Consider the following 13,040-nt stretch of genomic DNA (forward strand, 5'->3'; position numbering starts at 1 on the left):
ACCGCCGCAGCAGCGCAACGGCTAATGCCGCGAATGGAAAGCTTACCGATCGTGTCGCGCGGCCGGTGTTGGATTTACCGCGCGACCGCACCTGGGCGCCGCCAGCGATGGAACAGCACCGAGCCGATCCAGCACGCCATGAACATCGCGACGATGCCGTAACCCAGCACACCGAAGCGCTCGTTCATGCTGGCCACCGCATCCCACACGCCGCCGTTCAGACCGAGCTTGTCCGACAGCAGGCCCAGCGCCTCGACGCCGCCGATCACAATTGCCACCACCGCCGAGACGAAGGTGATGCTCGCGTTGTAGTAGAGCTTGCGTTTCGGGTCGTCCATGGCCCAGCCGTAGGCGTGGACCATCAATACGTTGTCGGTCGAATCGACCAGCGTCATGCCGGCTGTGAAGAGCGCGGGGAACACGAGAATCGAATAAAGCGGCAGACCTTTGCCGGCTTCCGATGCGGCGATCGCCAGCAGGCCGATCTCGGTCGCGGTATCGAAGCCGAGGCCGAACAGCACGCCGACGGGGTACATGTGCCAGCTTTTCGTCACGAGCCTGAAGAGCGGCCGCAGCGCGCGCGACAGCAGACCGGCCGGCGCAATCGAGTCCGGCGTTTGCGCAGGCAATTCGCCGCTGCGTTGGACGTGCCGGTAACGGCGCCACACGTCGCGCAGAATCACGAGGTTGACGGCGGCGAGCACCAGCAGAAAGCTCGCCGACACCAACGTGCCGATCGTGCCGCCCAGCGCCTTGAAGGTCTCGAAACGGCCGTGCAGCGAATGCGCGGTCCACGCGATGCCGATCGTCGCCAGAATCACGATCGTCGAATGCCCTAGCGAAAACGATAGCCCGACGCCGAGCGGACGCTTGCCGGTTTGCATGAGCTTGCGCGTGACGGCGTCGATCGCCGCGATGTGATCCGCGTCGACCGCGTGACGCAGGCCGAAGCCATAGGCGAGCAGCGCGGTGCCGAGCAGCAGCGGATAGTGGCGAAACGCGATCAGGGCCCACGCCCATGCGCCGAGATTGGCGGCGATCAGCACGGCGTACAGCGTGAAGAGGCGTGGGCGCAGGGAAGCGGTCGGCGTCATGAGTCGCGTGGCAAGAGTTAGTGATCGTGCGGATGCTTGTGAATCGGATCGACCCAGAACACCGTCTCGGGCTGTTCCACGGCGTCGATGTTCAGATTGACCACCACCGCTTCGTTGTCGCTGCGTACCAGCACGCATTCGAGCGGGTCGTCGGTGCTTGCATTGATCTCCTGATGCGGAACATACGGCGGTACGAAGATGAAGTCGCCGGGGCCGGCTTCGGCGGTGAACTCCAGATGCTCGCCCCAGCGCATGCGCGCCTGCCCGCGTACCACGTAGATCACGCTTTCGAGCGCGCCATGATGATGCGCGCCGGTTTTCGCATTCGGATGGATCGTCACGGTGCCGGCCCAGATCTTCTGCGCGCCGACACGTGCCGCGTTGATCGCGGCCGCGCGATTCATGCCCGGCGTCTGCGCGGTGTTGCTATCGAGCTGATCGCCTTTGATGACCTTCACGCCGTGCTCGCGCCAATCGACCGGCGCAGCCGGCGGCACGTCTTTGTAATGCGGGTGTTCGTGATCCTGGCTCATGATGTGTCTCCTCGAGGGCGTAAGTCCCGGCGTTCGGCACGGCGCCGTCTGGCATTTTTGCATGTTCAAAAACGTGCGTGTGAAGAAGCCCCGTGTGCGGCGCGGCGGACGAAAAAAAAGCCCGTCCACAGAGGACGGGCTTCGAGCCGTTGGCGTGTGCTGCCTTCGGCTGGATGGTGGATCGCGCTTACTTGTGCTTCGCGTTGATCACGGCTTCAGCGACGTTGTTCGGCGTTTCCGCGTAGTGCTTAAACTCCATCGTGTAGGTCGCGCGGCCCTGGGTCGCGGAGCGCAGCGACGTCGAGTAGCCGAACATCTCCGCGAGCGGCACTTCGGCGCGCACCAGCTTGCCGCCGCCGCCGGCGATGTCTTCCATGCCTTGCACCATGCCGCGACGGCTCGACAGATCGCCCATCACGTTGCCCATGAAGTCTTCCGGCGTTTCCACCTCGACGGCCATCATCGGTTCGAGCAGCACGGGCTTGGCTTTGCGCATCGCTTCCTTGAAGGCCATCGAGCCGGCCATGCGGAACGCGTTTTCGTTCGAGTCGACGTCGTGGTACGAACCGAAGGTCAGCGTCACCTTCACGTCGACCACCGGGTAGCCCGCCAGCACGCCGGCCTTCAGCGTTTCGACGATGCCCTTGTCGACTGCCGGAATGTATTCGCGCGGAATCACGCCGCCCTTGATCGCGTCGACGAACTCGTAACCCTTGCCTTGCGGCGCCGGCTCCAGCGTGATCACCGCGTGGCCGTACTGACCGCGGCCGCCCGACTGCTTGACGAACTTGCCTTCGACGTCTTCGACCTTGTTGCGCACCGTCTCGCGATACGCGACCTGCGGCTTGCCGACAGTCGCCTCGACGCCGAACTCGCGCTTCATGCGATCGACCAGAATTTCCAGGTGCAACTCGCCCATGCCCGAGATGATCGTCTGGCCGGATTCTTCATCCGTCTGCACGCGGAACGACGGATCTTCCTGGGCAAGACGGTTAAGCGCGATGCCCATCTTTTCCTGGTCGACCTTGGTCTTCGGCTCGACAGCCTGCGAGATCACCGGTTCCGGGAAGATCATCTTTTCGAGGATGATCACGTGGTTCGGATCGCACAGCGTGTCGCCCGTGGTCGCTTCCTTCAGGCCGACGGCCGCGGCGATGTCGCCCGCGTAGACTTCCTTGATTTCCTTGCGCTCGTTGGCGTGCATCTGCAGGATCCGGCCAAGGCGTTCCTTCTTTTCCTTGATCGCGTTGTAGACCGTGTCGCCCGAATTCACCACGCCCGAATAGACGCGGAAGAAAATCAGCTGGCCGACGAACGGGTCGGTCATGATCTTGAAGGCGAGCGCCGAGAACGGATCGGTGTCGCTCGGATGGCGCTCGATTTCCTTGTCGTATTCGTCGTGACCGGTAATGGCGGGCACGTCGACCGGCGAGGGCAGATAGTCGATCACCGCGTCGAGCATGGCTTGCACGCCCTTGTTCTTGAACGCGCTGCCGCACAGCATCGGCACGATTTCGTTGGCGATGCAGCGCGTGCGAATGCCGTACTTGATTTCCTCTTCGGTCAGGGTTTCGCCACCGAGGTATTTGTCGAGCAATTCCTCGTTCGCCTCTGCTGCGGCCTCGACCATCTTGTCGTGCCATTCCTTCGCGGTCGCCGCGAGTTCCGGCGGAATATCACGGTATTCGAACTTGATGCCCTGGTTCTCTTCGTCCCAGTAAATCGCTTTCATCTTGACCAGATCGACCACGCCCTGGAAATGATCTTCCGCGCCGACCGGAATCTGGATCGGCACCGCGACGCCCTTCAGGCGATCGCCGATCTGCCGCTGCACGCGGAAGAAGTCCGCGCCCACGCGGTCCATCTTGTTGACGAACGCAATGCGCGGCACCTTGTACTTGTTCGCCTGGCGCCACACGGTTTCCGACTGCGGTTGCACGCCGCCGACCGAGTCGTACACCATGCACGCGCCGTCGAGCACGCGCATGGAGCGCTCCACTTCGATCGTGAAGTCGACGTGTCCGGGGGTGTCGATGATGTTGATCCGGTGTTCCGGATAGTTGCCGGCCATGCCCTTCCAGAAAGCGGTAGTGGCCGCCGACGTGATGGTGATGCCGCGCTCCTGCTCCTGTTCCATCCAGTCCATCGTTGCCGCACCGTCGTGAACCTCGCCGATCTTGTGGGTCACGCCGGTGTAGAACAGGATGCGTTCAGTGGTGGTGGTTTTGCCGGCATCGATGTGAGCGCTGATGCCGATGTTCCGGTAGCGCTCGATGGGAGTCTTGCGGGGCACGTGAACCTCCTTGGAATGGCGCGCCTGAAACGCTTGCCGGGCGGCAGTCTGTGCTGCCCGGGGAGCCTGGATGCTGCTTTACTAAGATTACTAGGATAGCGCGTCGGCCCGTCTTTTGCAGGAATCTTGCCAGCCGGACGTGAACGCCTGCTGGCAAGGCTTCGGCTGCCGGCGCCGCGCGCTTCGATGTGGTGCCAGGCGAGGCGATCGTGCCCGCCCGCCGATGCCGCGGCGCGGAAAAGAAAAAAGCCGGCGCCCTGGAACAAGGCACCGGCTCTCGGAAAGCGGTGGGACGAAGCGGCGGCGTTTTCGCGCGGCCGGCGCGGTTTTATTGCGCGGCCGGCAAGCCCTGGATCTTCATCCCCGGCTTGATGCCCTTCGACGTGAACCAGCCTTTGCTCATCTCCAACGCATACACGCCGTTGTTCTTCGGGCAGTGATTGTTGGTGGTTTCGGCCTGCATCTCGTCGATGTCGGTGACCGTGCCGTCGGCGCGCATGAACGCGATCGACAGCGGGATTAGCGTGTTCTTCATCCAGAAGCAATGCACGGCGTTTTCGCCGAAGACGAACAGCATGCCTTCGTTCGGCGCGAGACTCGTGCGATACATGAGGCCTTGCTCGCGGTCCGCGTCGTTCGCGGCGACGGCGGCGTCGATCACGAACATGCCCGCGGTCAGTTTCGCGCGAGGAAATTCGCTGGGCTGTTTGGCGCCGGCCGGCATCTGCTGCGCGTGCGCGGGAGCAGCAGTGGTAGCGACAAACGACAACGCGGCGAGCGGCAGTGCAACGGCAACAGCGAAACGCGCAATCAACGAGCGCATGGGAAATCGCACGGCATGACTCCTTGCTGGAAATTAACCCGCGAATGTTACGCGAGCGCGTCAAAAACAAAAAGGCAGATCGCCTTGCGGTGATCTGCCTTTCAACGCCGTAAGAACGGCAATGAAGCTAGTTCTTGACTGCGTTTTTACAACAAACTTACTCCGAAGCGCCCGAAGCTGCAGCAGCTGCTGCTGCCTTCTTGTGCGACTTCTTGTGAGCGTGCTTCGTGGTCTTCTTTGCCGACGAAGCTGCTGCCGGAGCTGCCGAAGCTGCTGCCGGTGCCGAAGCTTGTGCGAATGCTGCCGTTGCGAAGAGACCAGCGACCAGAGCGGCGATCAGTTTGTTCATTTTGTGAATCCTCAGCTTTAGTTAATTAACCAAATGACCCGGTTATATATGGAGTCATGTCGGTAAACGTGCCATCCACCTTTCGGTTGACAGCCGCATCGACAAATTTTTCGACACGTCTGCTTTAGCGCTCAGACTCCCTGCACTGACCGCAAGAGCGGCTTGCACAAAGGCCCTTAAGGCTGAATGCCGGATAGCTTCGGGCGGCATCTGCGTCGAATAACGCCTGAGCTCATGCACCGGTTGACGTGAATTTCGTGGAAATTTATATGGGGCTGCGTTGATGCGAATGAGAGGCTGCAGCGTACGCGCGCATGCAATTGTTTCACGCGTTTTTCACCGTAGTTTCACGCGCTCTTTTGCTTGCTGATACAACGAGTTAGCTTATTTTTTCAGCAGCGTGAAGTGCGAGCGTGTTGCGGATTCCATCATCAGTCGATGCGTGCGTACAGATGATCAGGCGATGCCTTCCCACGGCGCCTTCGGTGGCAATTCGACGCTCTCTCCCGGTTGCAGTCCGAGCGAAAATATGTCGAGCGCGCCAATGCCGACGCGCACCAAACGCAGCGTCGGGAACCCCACCGCGGCAGTCATGCGACGCACCTGGCGGTTCTTGCCTTCGGTGATCGACAGCTCGATCCAGGTGGTCGGTATCGCGGCGCGGTAGCGAATCGGCGGCGTGCGTGTCCAGAGCGCGTTGGTCGGTTCGACGTATTCCGCGCGGCATGGCCGCGTCACGTAATCGCCGAGATCGACGCCGCGTGCGAGTTTCTTCAGCGTGGCCGCATCGACCGCGCCTTCCACTTGCGCCCAATAACGTTTGACAAGCTTGTGACGCGGCTCGGCAATGCGCGCTTGCAATGCGCCGTCGTCGGTGAGAAGCAGCAGGCCCTCACTATCGGAATCGAGCCGGCCCGCCGGATACACGTTGGGCACCTTGACCCAGTCCGCCAGCGACGCCCGCGTCTCGTGCGGCGAGAACTGACAGATGGTGCCGAACGGTTTGTTCAGAGCGAGAAGGCGCATAGGGAGTGGAGAGTGAGTCGCGCAGCGCCACCGGTCTCCCAGGAGACGCCGGACCAAGAGTAAATGGCGGGATAATAAAGCATATTGCGTGGCGACAGGTTCCATGTCTTGTATAAGACATAAGACTTATGCCTCGCGGATTTGCGTTTCGTCCATGTTGGAAAACCCCGAGCCGTTGCCGCCTCGGGGCGGCGGCCGTGTGGGCTAGAATAGCTGCCAGGCCGCTTGCAGTCGTCCGGCATTGCGCGTAGCGAGGAGCGCCCCATTTCGCAGTCTCCCCATCAGCTTTCAGCACAGCCTTCACTGGAGTCCGATCATGCCGTATCAGCACATCAAGGTTCCGACCGGTGGTGACAAGATCACCGTCAACGCCGATTTCTCGCTCAACGTGTCCGATCAGCCGATCATTCCGTATATCGAAGGCGACGGTACCGGTCTCGACATCACGCCGGTCATGATCAAAGTGGTGGATGCCGCGGTCGAAAAAGCGTACGCGGGCAAGAAGAAAATCCACTGGATGGAAATCTACGCTGGCGAAAAGTCGACCAAGGTGTACGGCCCGGACGTGTGGCTGCCGGAAGAGACGCTGCAGGTGCTCAAGGAATACGTCGTATCGATCAAGGGCCCGCTCACCACGCCGGTCGGCGGCGGCATCCGTTCGCTGAACGTCGCGCTGCGCCAGGAGTTGGACCTCTACGTGTGTTTGCGTCCGGTGCAGTATTTCAAGGGTGTGCCTTCGCCGGTGCGTGAGCCGGAGAAGACCAACATGGTGATCTTCCGCGAGAACTCGGAAGACATCTACGCCGGTATCGAATGGCCGGCTGAATCAGAGCAGGCGAAGAAGGTCATCAAGTTCCTGCGCGAAGAGATGGGTGTGAAGAAGATCCGCTTCCCGGATACGTCGGGGATCGGCATCAAGCCGGTGTCGCGTGAGGGCACGGAGCGGCTGGTGCGCAAAGCGATCCAGTACGCGATCGACAACGAACGCCGCTCGGTCACGCTGGTGCACAAGGGCAACATCATGAAGTTCACCGAAGGCGCGTTCCGCGACTACGGTTATGCGCTGGCGCAAAAGGAATTCGCCGCGGAACTGATCGACGGCGGCCCGTGGATGAAGATCAAGAATCCGAAGACCGGTGGCGACATCGTCCTGAAGGATGTGATCGCCGACGCGTTCCTGCAGCAGATCCTGCTGCGTCCGGCCGAGTATGACGTGATCGCCACGCTCAACCTGAATGGCGACTATGTGTCGGACGCGTTGGCCGCGCAGGTCGGCGGTATCGGTATCGCGCCGGGCGCGAACATGTCGGATTCGGTCGCGATGTTCGAAGCCACGCACGGCACCGCACCGAAGTACGCCGGCAAGGACTACGTGAACCCGGGTTCGGAAATTCTCTCGGCGGAAATGATGCTGCGCCATCTCGGCTGGACCGAGGCGGCGGATCTGATCATCAAGTCGATGGAAAAGTCGATTCTGCAAAAACGCGTCACGTACGACTTCGCGCGTTTGATGGAAGGCGCGACGCAGGTGTCGTGTTCGGGCTTCGGCCAGGTGCTGATCGAGAATTTGTGAGCGGTTCGCGTTGAAGTGACGTAGGTCGTATCTGCAACCCCGGCGCTGAGAGGCGGCCGGGGTTGTTTGTTTTCTGGCGCGTGGAACGTCGCGCGATTAGATATTCGCGATGCTGCAAAAAGCGTTACTGGCACCTGTCATACAGTTGCCTATATTTCGCTCCGTGCTTGCCCCTGATCAGTGCAAAAAACTGCAGGACGGCCATCATCGCAAAAGCGGAAGTGGACAGCAGGCCGAAGCGCTACCCGATATGTGGGACGTGCATGCAATGAGCACGACTGGAAGCCGACGTCCAAAAAAAGAAACCCGGCACGAAGCCGGGTTTCAAAGGACGGGTATCGACCGGTATCAGGCAGGTGCCTGGATGTTCGATGCCTGTTTGCCTTTCGGGCCTTGCACGACCTCGAAGGTTACCTTTTGGCCTTCCTTGAGGGTTTTGAACCCATTCATCTGGATGGCCGAGAAGTGTGCAAACAGATCCTCACCACCTTCATCAGGCGTGATGAATCCGAAACCTTTTGCGTCATTGAACCATTTGACCGTACCAGTTGCCATTCCAACTTCCCCTGTAACTCATGTCACTACCACGAGCCCTCGAAAAGCTCGACGACCGCGCGATGCAGCCGCTCCCTCCTCACAAGCTCACCATCGGCATTTTTTCGAAATTATGGCGCAGTGAAAAAAGTGCCAGCTTGATTGTTGAGGCTCTTTATTCGGGTGTCAAGAAAATTTTGAGACGTAGTTGTGGCGTTGCAAACCGGCACTTTCCAGGGTTTTTCCCGCTTTCGTTATGTGCGGTTGCGCAAGCGGGCCGTCTTGAAAAGTCGCATAATCGACTCACATGCTGTTCTGCGGGTCGCACCGTCGGCGATGAGGCCGGGCGAGCCGTCAGCCAGCTACGGCAGGTTGTGCGATACTCGATCCGACTGCGGTGCAACACGACCGCAAGGCATCACAGGATAGGGGCCGGCTCCGCAATCGGCTCGTCGATTTAACGCACGCATGGCGGGGGAATCACCCATCAAGCGGTAGCGAACGGGCTCACCGGCCGGTCGGCCGGGTTTTGACAGGATTGCGGGCCTGTCCTAGTTGTTTAGAATGGGTGTATGGCGATTATCCCGGACAAGCAGGACGGCACCGTACTGGAGCGGCAGGAGAAGAAGCTCAAGCCGCCATCCATGTACAAGGTGGTGCTGCTGAATGACGACTTCACGCCAATGGAATTTGTCGTGATGATCGTGCAGGAATATTTCAATAAAGATCGTGAAACCGCAACACAGGTAATGTTGAAGGTGCATCGCGAGGGCAGGGGAGTTTGTGGGGTCTATACGCGGGACATCGCGTCGACCAAAGTCGAGCAAGTCGTTACCCACGCACGGCAGGCCGGGCATCCGCTGCAGTGTGTGATGGAGGAAGCATGATTGCCCAGGAACTGGAAGTCAGCCTGCACATGGCGTTCATGGAAGCGCGCCAGGCGCGGCACGAGTTCATAACGGTCGAACACCTTTTGCTGGCCCTGTTGGACAATCCGACAGCGGCGGAGGTGTTGCGTGCATGCGCGGCCAATATCGAGGATCTGCGCCAGAACCTGCGCAACTTCATTCATGACAACACGCCGACCGTGCCTGGCACGGACGACGTCGACACGCAGCCCACGCTGGGTTTCCAGCGTGTGATCCAGCGCGCGATCATGCATGTGCAGTCCACCTCGAATGGCAAGAAGGAAGTGACCGGCGCGAACGTGCTGGTTGCGATCTTCGGCGAGAAGGATTCGCACGCGGTGTACTACCTGCAACAGCAGGGCGTCACGCGCCTGGACGTGGTGAATTTCATCTCGCATGGCATCGCCAAGACGAGCAGCACGGACGCCGCGAAAGCGAGCGACGCGAATGCCGAGTCCGACGAAGCCGCCGCGCAGAAGGAAACCCCGCTGGCGCAGTTCACCCAGAACCTGAACCAGATGGCGAAAGACGGCCGCATCGATCCGCTGATCGGACGCGAGTCGGAAGTCGAGCGTGTGGTCCAGGTGCTGTGCCGCCGCCGCAAGAACAATCCGCTGCTAGTCGGTGAGGCCGGCGTCGGCAAGACGGCGATCGCCGAAGGTCTCGCGTGGCGCATTACGCGCGGCGAAGTGCCGGACATTCTCGCGGATGCGCAGGTGTATTCGCTCGACATGGGCGCGCTGCTCGCCGGCACCAAGTATCGCGGCGACTTCGAACAGCGCCTGAAGACGGTCCTCAAAGAATTGAAGGAACGTCCGCATGCAATCCTGTTCATCGACGAAATTCATACACTGATCGGCGCAGGCGCCGCGTCGGGCGGCACGCTGGACGCGTCGAACCTGCTCAAGCCGGCGTTGTCGTCGGGCACTTTGAAGTGCATCGGTGCGACCACGTTCACGGAATATCGCGGCATCTTCGAAAAAGACGCGGCATTGTCGCGCCGTTTCCAGAAGGTCGACGTGACCGAGCCGACCGTCGAACAGACGGTGGCGATCCTGCGTGGCCTGAAGTCGCGTTTCGAAGAGCACCACGGCGTGAAGTATTCGTCGGGCGCGCTGTCGGCGGCGGCTGAGTTGTCGGCACGCTTCATCACGGATCGTCATTTGCCGGACAAGGCGATCGACGTGATCGACGAAGCGGGCGCGGCGCAACGCATCCTGCCGAAGTCGAAGCAGAAGAAGACCATCGGCAAGAACGAGATCGAGGAAATCATCTCGAAGATCGCCCGCGTCCCGCCGCAAAGCGTGTCGCAGGACGATCGCAGCAAGCTGCAAACGCTGGATCGCGATCTGAAGAGCGTGGTGTTCGGGCAAGACCCGGCAATCGACGCGCTGTCGGCCGCGATCAAGATGGCGCGTGCGGGTCTCGGCAAGCTGGACAAGCCGATCGGCGCGTTCCTGTTCTCCGGCCCCACGGGCGTCGGCAAGACGGAAGTGGCGAAGCAACTGGCGTTCACGCTGGGCATCGAGCTGATTCGCTTCGACATGTCGGAATACATGGAGCGTCACGCGGTCAGCCGGTTGATCGGCGCGCCGCCGGGCTATGTCGGTTTCGACCAGGGCGGTCTGCTGACCGAAGCTGTCACGAAGAAGCCGCATTGCGTGCTGCTGCTCGACGAAATCGAGAAGGCGCATCCGGACATCTACAACGTGCTGCTGCAGGTGATGGACCACGGCACGCTGACGGACAACAACGGCCGCAAGGCGGATTTCCGCAACGTCATCATCATCATGACGACGAATGCGGGCGCCGAGGCGATGGGCAAGTCGGTGATCGGCTTCACGAATCGTCGCGAAACCGGCGACGAAATGGTCGACATCAAGCGCATGTTCACGCCGGAGTTCCGTAATCGTCTGGACGCAACGATCAGCTTCCGCTCGCTCGATGAGGAAATCATCATGCGCGTGGTCGACAAGTTCCTGATGCAGCTGGAAGATCAGTTGCACGAGAAGAAGGTCGATGCGCTCTTCACCGACGCGCTGCGCAAGCATCTCGCCAAGCACGGTTTCGATCCGTTGATGGGCGCGCGTCCGATGCAGCGTCTGATCCAGGACACGATCCGCCGTGCACTGGCCGACGAACTGCTGTTCGGCAAGCTGATGAACGGCGGCCGCGTCTCGGTCGATGTGGATGCGGAAGACAAGGTGCAGTTGACCTTCGACGAGCATCCGGCGCCGCGCAATCCGAATCCGGAAGCGGTGGAAATCGAGTAAGTTCGAATCGGCATCAAAAAGCAGAACGGCGCGGGTTTAACCCCGCGCCGTTTTCTTTTGTGCGCTCGATTTTGCTTCGATCTACGCTCGTTACAGTCGGTAGACCGAAGCAATCGAATCGATCAGTGCTTGCCCGTGCTGCCGAATCCGCCGGCGCCGCGCTCGCTGGTTTCGAAGTCGTCGACGATATTGAACTCCGCTTGCACGACCGGCACGATCACCAGTTGCGCGAGGCGTTCCATCGGATTCAGCACGAACGTGGTCTCGCCACGGTTCCACGTCGAAATCATCAGTTGACCTTGGTAATCCGAATCGATCAGGCCGACCAGATTGCCCAGCACGATGCCGTGCTTATGCCCCAGTCCCGAGCGCGGCAGAATCAGCGCGGCATAGCCCGGATCGCCGACGTGAATCGCCAGACCCGTCGGCACCAAAGCGGTTTCGCCGGGTTTCAAGGTCAACGGTTCGTCGAGGCACGCGCGCAGGTCGAGGCCCGCGCTGCCGGTGGTGGCGTAAGCCGGGAGCTGCGCGCGCATGCGCGCGTCGAGGATCTTGAGGTCGAGTTTCATGCAGATTCGAAGGTTAAGAAGTGGAGGCCGGGCGTTCGAGCTGGAACGCTTCGGCGAGAAGTTCATAGGAGCGCAAACGGGCGCGGTAGCTGCCCGCAACGGTGAGCACGATCAGTTCGTCGGCCTCGAACTGTTCCTGCAAGGCATGCAGCCGCTCGGTGACGGTTTCCGGCGTGCCGATGATGCTGCGCGGCTTCTCGCGATCGATCACCAGACGCTCGCGCTCGCCGTATTCCTGCGCGACGCCCTGTTCGATCGTCGGGATCGGTTCGTTCAGGCCATAGGCCATTTGCACGCGGCGCAGATCGACGGCTTTCTCCAGATCCGCCGCTTCCTGTTCGGTGTCGGCGCAAATCACGAACACGGCGGCCGCCAGATACGGTTGCTGCATGTCCTGTCCGGCCTTGAAGCGCTCACGATACGCATGCGCGACCTGGTGCCCGAAATGCGCGTTAATGAAGTGCGCAAACGCAAAAGGAATGCCGAGTTGCGCCGCCAGCAAGCCGCCGAATTCGCTCGACCCGAGCATCCACAGTTGCGGACGCGTATCGATTTGCGGCTGCAGCAGCACGCCGCTCGCAATGTGATCGGCGGGCAAGGTGCCGTGCATCAGACCGAGCAGATCGGCCACCTGCTGCGGAAAGATATCGCCGCGATTGTAGTCGCCGGCAGCGACTGCTTGCGCCGTGCGCATGTCGCCGCCCGGCGCGCGTCCCACGCCCAGATCGATGCGATTGGGGAACAGCGCTTCGAGCATCATGAATTGCTCGGCGACCTTGAACGGGCTGTAGTACGGCAGCATCACGCCGCCGGAGCCCAGTCGAATGTGTTGGGTCACGCTGCCGAGCCGCGCCAGCATCACCTCGGGGCAGGGGTTCGACACGCCGCGCAGCCCGTGATGCTCGGCGCACCAGTAACGCGTATAGCCGAGGTCGTCGGCGAGCTGCGCGAGTTCGACCGTGGCGGCAATCGCGTCCGCCACCGAGTGCCCGGCGATCACGGGCGTTTGATCGAGTACGGATAGTCGCGTCATGTCAGTACCGCTCCAGTTGATTCCATTCGCTA

General features: G+C 60.9%; 12 protein-coding genes. 3 read left to right on the forward strand and 9 right to left on the reverse strand.

What is annotated here, in order from left to right; translation table 11 throughout:
* Positions 1-74: 74 nt before the first annotated feature.
* The 6 genes from P0D80_RS22505 to P0D80_RS22530 all read right to left on the reverse strand — a co-directional run bounded on the left by P0D80_RS22505 (position 75) and on the right by P0D80_RS22530 (position 6,118).
* Positions 75-1,094: a HoxN/HupN/NixA family nickel/cobalt transporter gene (locus P0D80_RS22505; RefSeq protein ID WP_408286796.1), complete on the reverse strand. Its 1,020-nt coding sequence runs from the start codon at positions 1,092-1,094 to the stop codon at positions 75-77.
* A gap of 17 nt (positions 1,095-1,111) precedes the next feature.
* Positions 1,112-1,627 carry a cupin domain-containing protein gene (locus P0D80_RS22510; RefSeq protein ID WP_408179804.1) on the reverse strand — a complete coding sequence of 172 codons (516 nt, stop codon included), beginning with the start codon at positions 1,625-1,627 and terminating at the stop codon, positions 1,112-1,114.
* Positions 1,628-1,814: 187 nt separating this feature from the next.
* On the reverse strand, positions 1,815-3,920 hold the full coding sequence (fusA, locus tag P0D80_RS22515) for an elongation factor G (protein ID WP_408286797.1): 2,106 nt from the start codon (positions 3,918-3,920) through the stop codon (positions 1,815-1,817).
* A gap of 328 nt (positions 3,921-4,248) precedes the next feature.
* Positions 4,249-4,755: a DUF192 domain-containing protein gene (locus P0D80_RS22520; protein WP_132373381.1), complete on the reverse strand. Its 507-nt coding sequence runs from the start codon at positions 4,753-4,755 to the stop codon at positions 4,249-4,251.
* Positions 4,756-4,900: 145 nt separating this feature from the next.
* Positions 4,901-5,092 carry a hypothetical protein gene (locus tag P0D80_RS22525; protein ID WP_408286799.1) on the reverse strand — a complete coding sequence of 64 codons (192 nt, stop codon included), beginning with the start codon at positions 5,090-5,092 and terminating at the stop codon, positions 4,901-4,903.
* Between the two features lie 456 nt (positions 5,093-5,548).
* Entirely contained in the window at positions 5,549-6,118 is a 570-nt protein-coding gene (locus P0D80_RS22530) for a pseudouridine synthase (protein ID WP_408179802.1), read from the reverse strand.
* Positions 6,119-6,434: 316 nt separating this feature from the next.
* Between P0D80_RS22530 and icd the strand changes: the two genes are divergently transcribed.
* Positions 6,435-7,691 carry an NADP-dependent isocitrate dehydrogenase gene (gene icd / locus P0D80_RS22535; protein WP_106314184.1) on the forward strand — a complete coding sequence of 419 codons (1,257 nt, stop codon included), beginning with the start codon at positions 6,435-6,437 and terminating at the stop codon, positions 7,689-7,691.
* A gap of 348 nt (positions 7,692-8,039) precedes the next feature.
* On the opposite strand, the gene P0D80_RS22540 is transcribed toward icd, so the two are convergent.
* Positions 8,040-8,246 (reverse strand): cold-shock protein, encoded by a 207-nt coding sequence (locus P0D80_RS22540; protein ID WP_007180614.1) that lies wholly within the window; start codon positions 8,244-8,246, stop codon positions 8,040-8,042.
* Positions 8,247-8,797: 551 nt separating this feature from the next.
* Here P0D80_RS22540 and clpS point away from each other — a divergent pair.
* Positions 8,798-9,112 (forward strand): ATP-dependent Clp protease adapter ClpS, encoded by a 315-nt coding sequence (gene clpS / locus P0D80_RS22545; RefSeq protein WP_006050100.1) that lies wholly within the window; start codon positions 8,798-8,800, stop codon positions 9,110-9,112.
* On the forward strand, positions 9,109-11,406 hold the full coding sequence (gene clpA, locus P0D80_RS22550; RefSeq protein WP_012434129.1) for an ATP-dependent Clp protease ATP-binding subunit ClpA: 2,298 nt from the start codon (positions 9,109-9,111) through the stop codon (positions 11,404-11,406). The genes clpS and clpA overlap by 4 nt, the downstream gene beginning before the upstream one ends.
* 122 nt (positions 11,407-11,528) lie before the next feature.
* Here clpA and dut read toward each other — a convergent pair whose 3' ends face one another.
* Entirely contained in the window at positions 11,529-11,975 is a 447-nt protein-coding gene (gene dut / locus P0D80_RS22555; RefSeq protein ID WP_408286801.1) for a dUTP diphosphatase, read from the reverse strand.
* 13 nt (positions 11,976-11,988) lie between these two features.
* Complete coding sequence (locus tag P0D80_RS22560; protein ID WP_408286804.1) at positions 11,989-13,008, reverse strand: LLM class flavin-dependent oxidoreductase; 1,020 nt, start codon at positions 13,006-13,008, stop codon at positions 11,989-11,991.
* Between the last annotated feature and the right edge of the window lie 32 nt (positions 13,009-13,040).

This window comes from Paraburkholderia sp. RL17-373-BIF-A, from assembly GCF_046030175.1.
GTDB lineage: Bacteria > Pseudomonadota > Gammaproteobacteria > Burkholderiales > Burkholderiaceae > Paraburkholderia.

Coding starts and splice junctions, on each gene's coding strand:
- clpS (WP_006050100.1), top strand. CDS start 8,798: ATGGCGATTATCCCGGACAAGCAGGACGGCACCGTACTGGAGCGGCAG.
- clpA (WP_012434129.1), top strand. CDS start 9,109: ATGATTGCCCAGGAACTGGAAGTCAGCCTGCACATGGCGTTCATGGAA.
- P0D80_RS22525 (WP_408286799.1), bottom strand. CDS start 5,092: ATGAACAAACTGATCGCCGCTCTGGTCGCTGGTCTCTTCGCAACGGCA.
- P0D80_RS22540 (WP_007180614.1), bottom strand. CDS start 8,246: ATGGCAACTGGTACGGTCAAATGGTTCAATGACGCAAAAGGTTTCGGA.
- P0D80_RS22510 (WP_408179804.1), bottom strand. CDS start 1,627: ATGAGCCAGGATCACGAACACCCGCATTACAAAGACGTGCCGCCGGCT.
- P0D80_RS22530 (WP_408179802.1), bottom strand. CDS start 6,118: ATGCGCCTTCTCGCTCTGAACAAACCGTTCGGCACCATCTGTCAGTTC.
- P0D80_RS22560 (WP_408286804.1), bottom strand. CDS start 13,008: ATGACGCGACTATCCGTACTCGATCAAACGCCCGTGATCGCCGGGCAC.
- dut (WP_408286801.1), bottom strand. CDS start 11,975: ATGAAACTCGACCTCAAGATCCTCGACGCGCGCATGCGCGCGCAGCTC.
- icd (WP_106314184.1), top strand. CDS start 6,435: ATGCCGTATCAGCACATCAAGGTTCCGACCGGTGGTGACAAGATCACC.
- P0D80_RS22505 (WP_408286796.1), bottom strand. CDS start 1,094: ATGACGCCGACCGCTTCCCTGCGCCCACGCCTCTTCACGCTGTACGCC.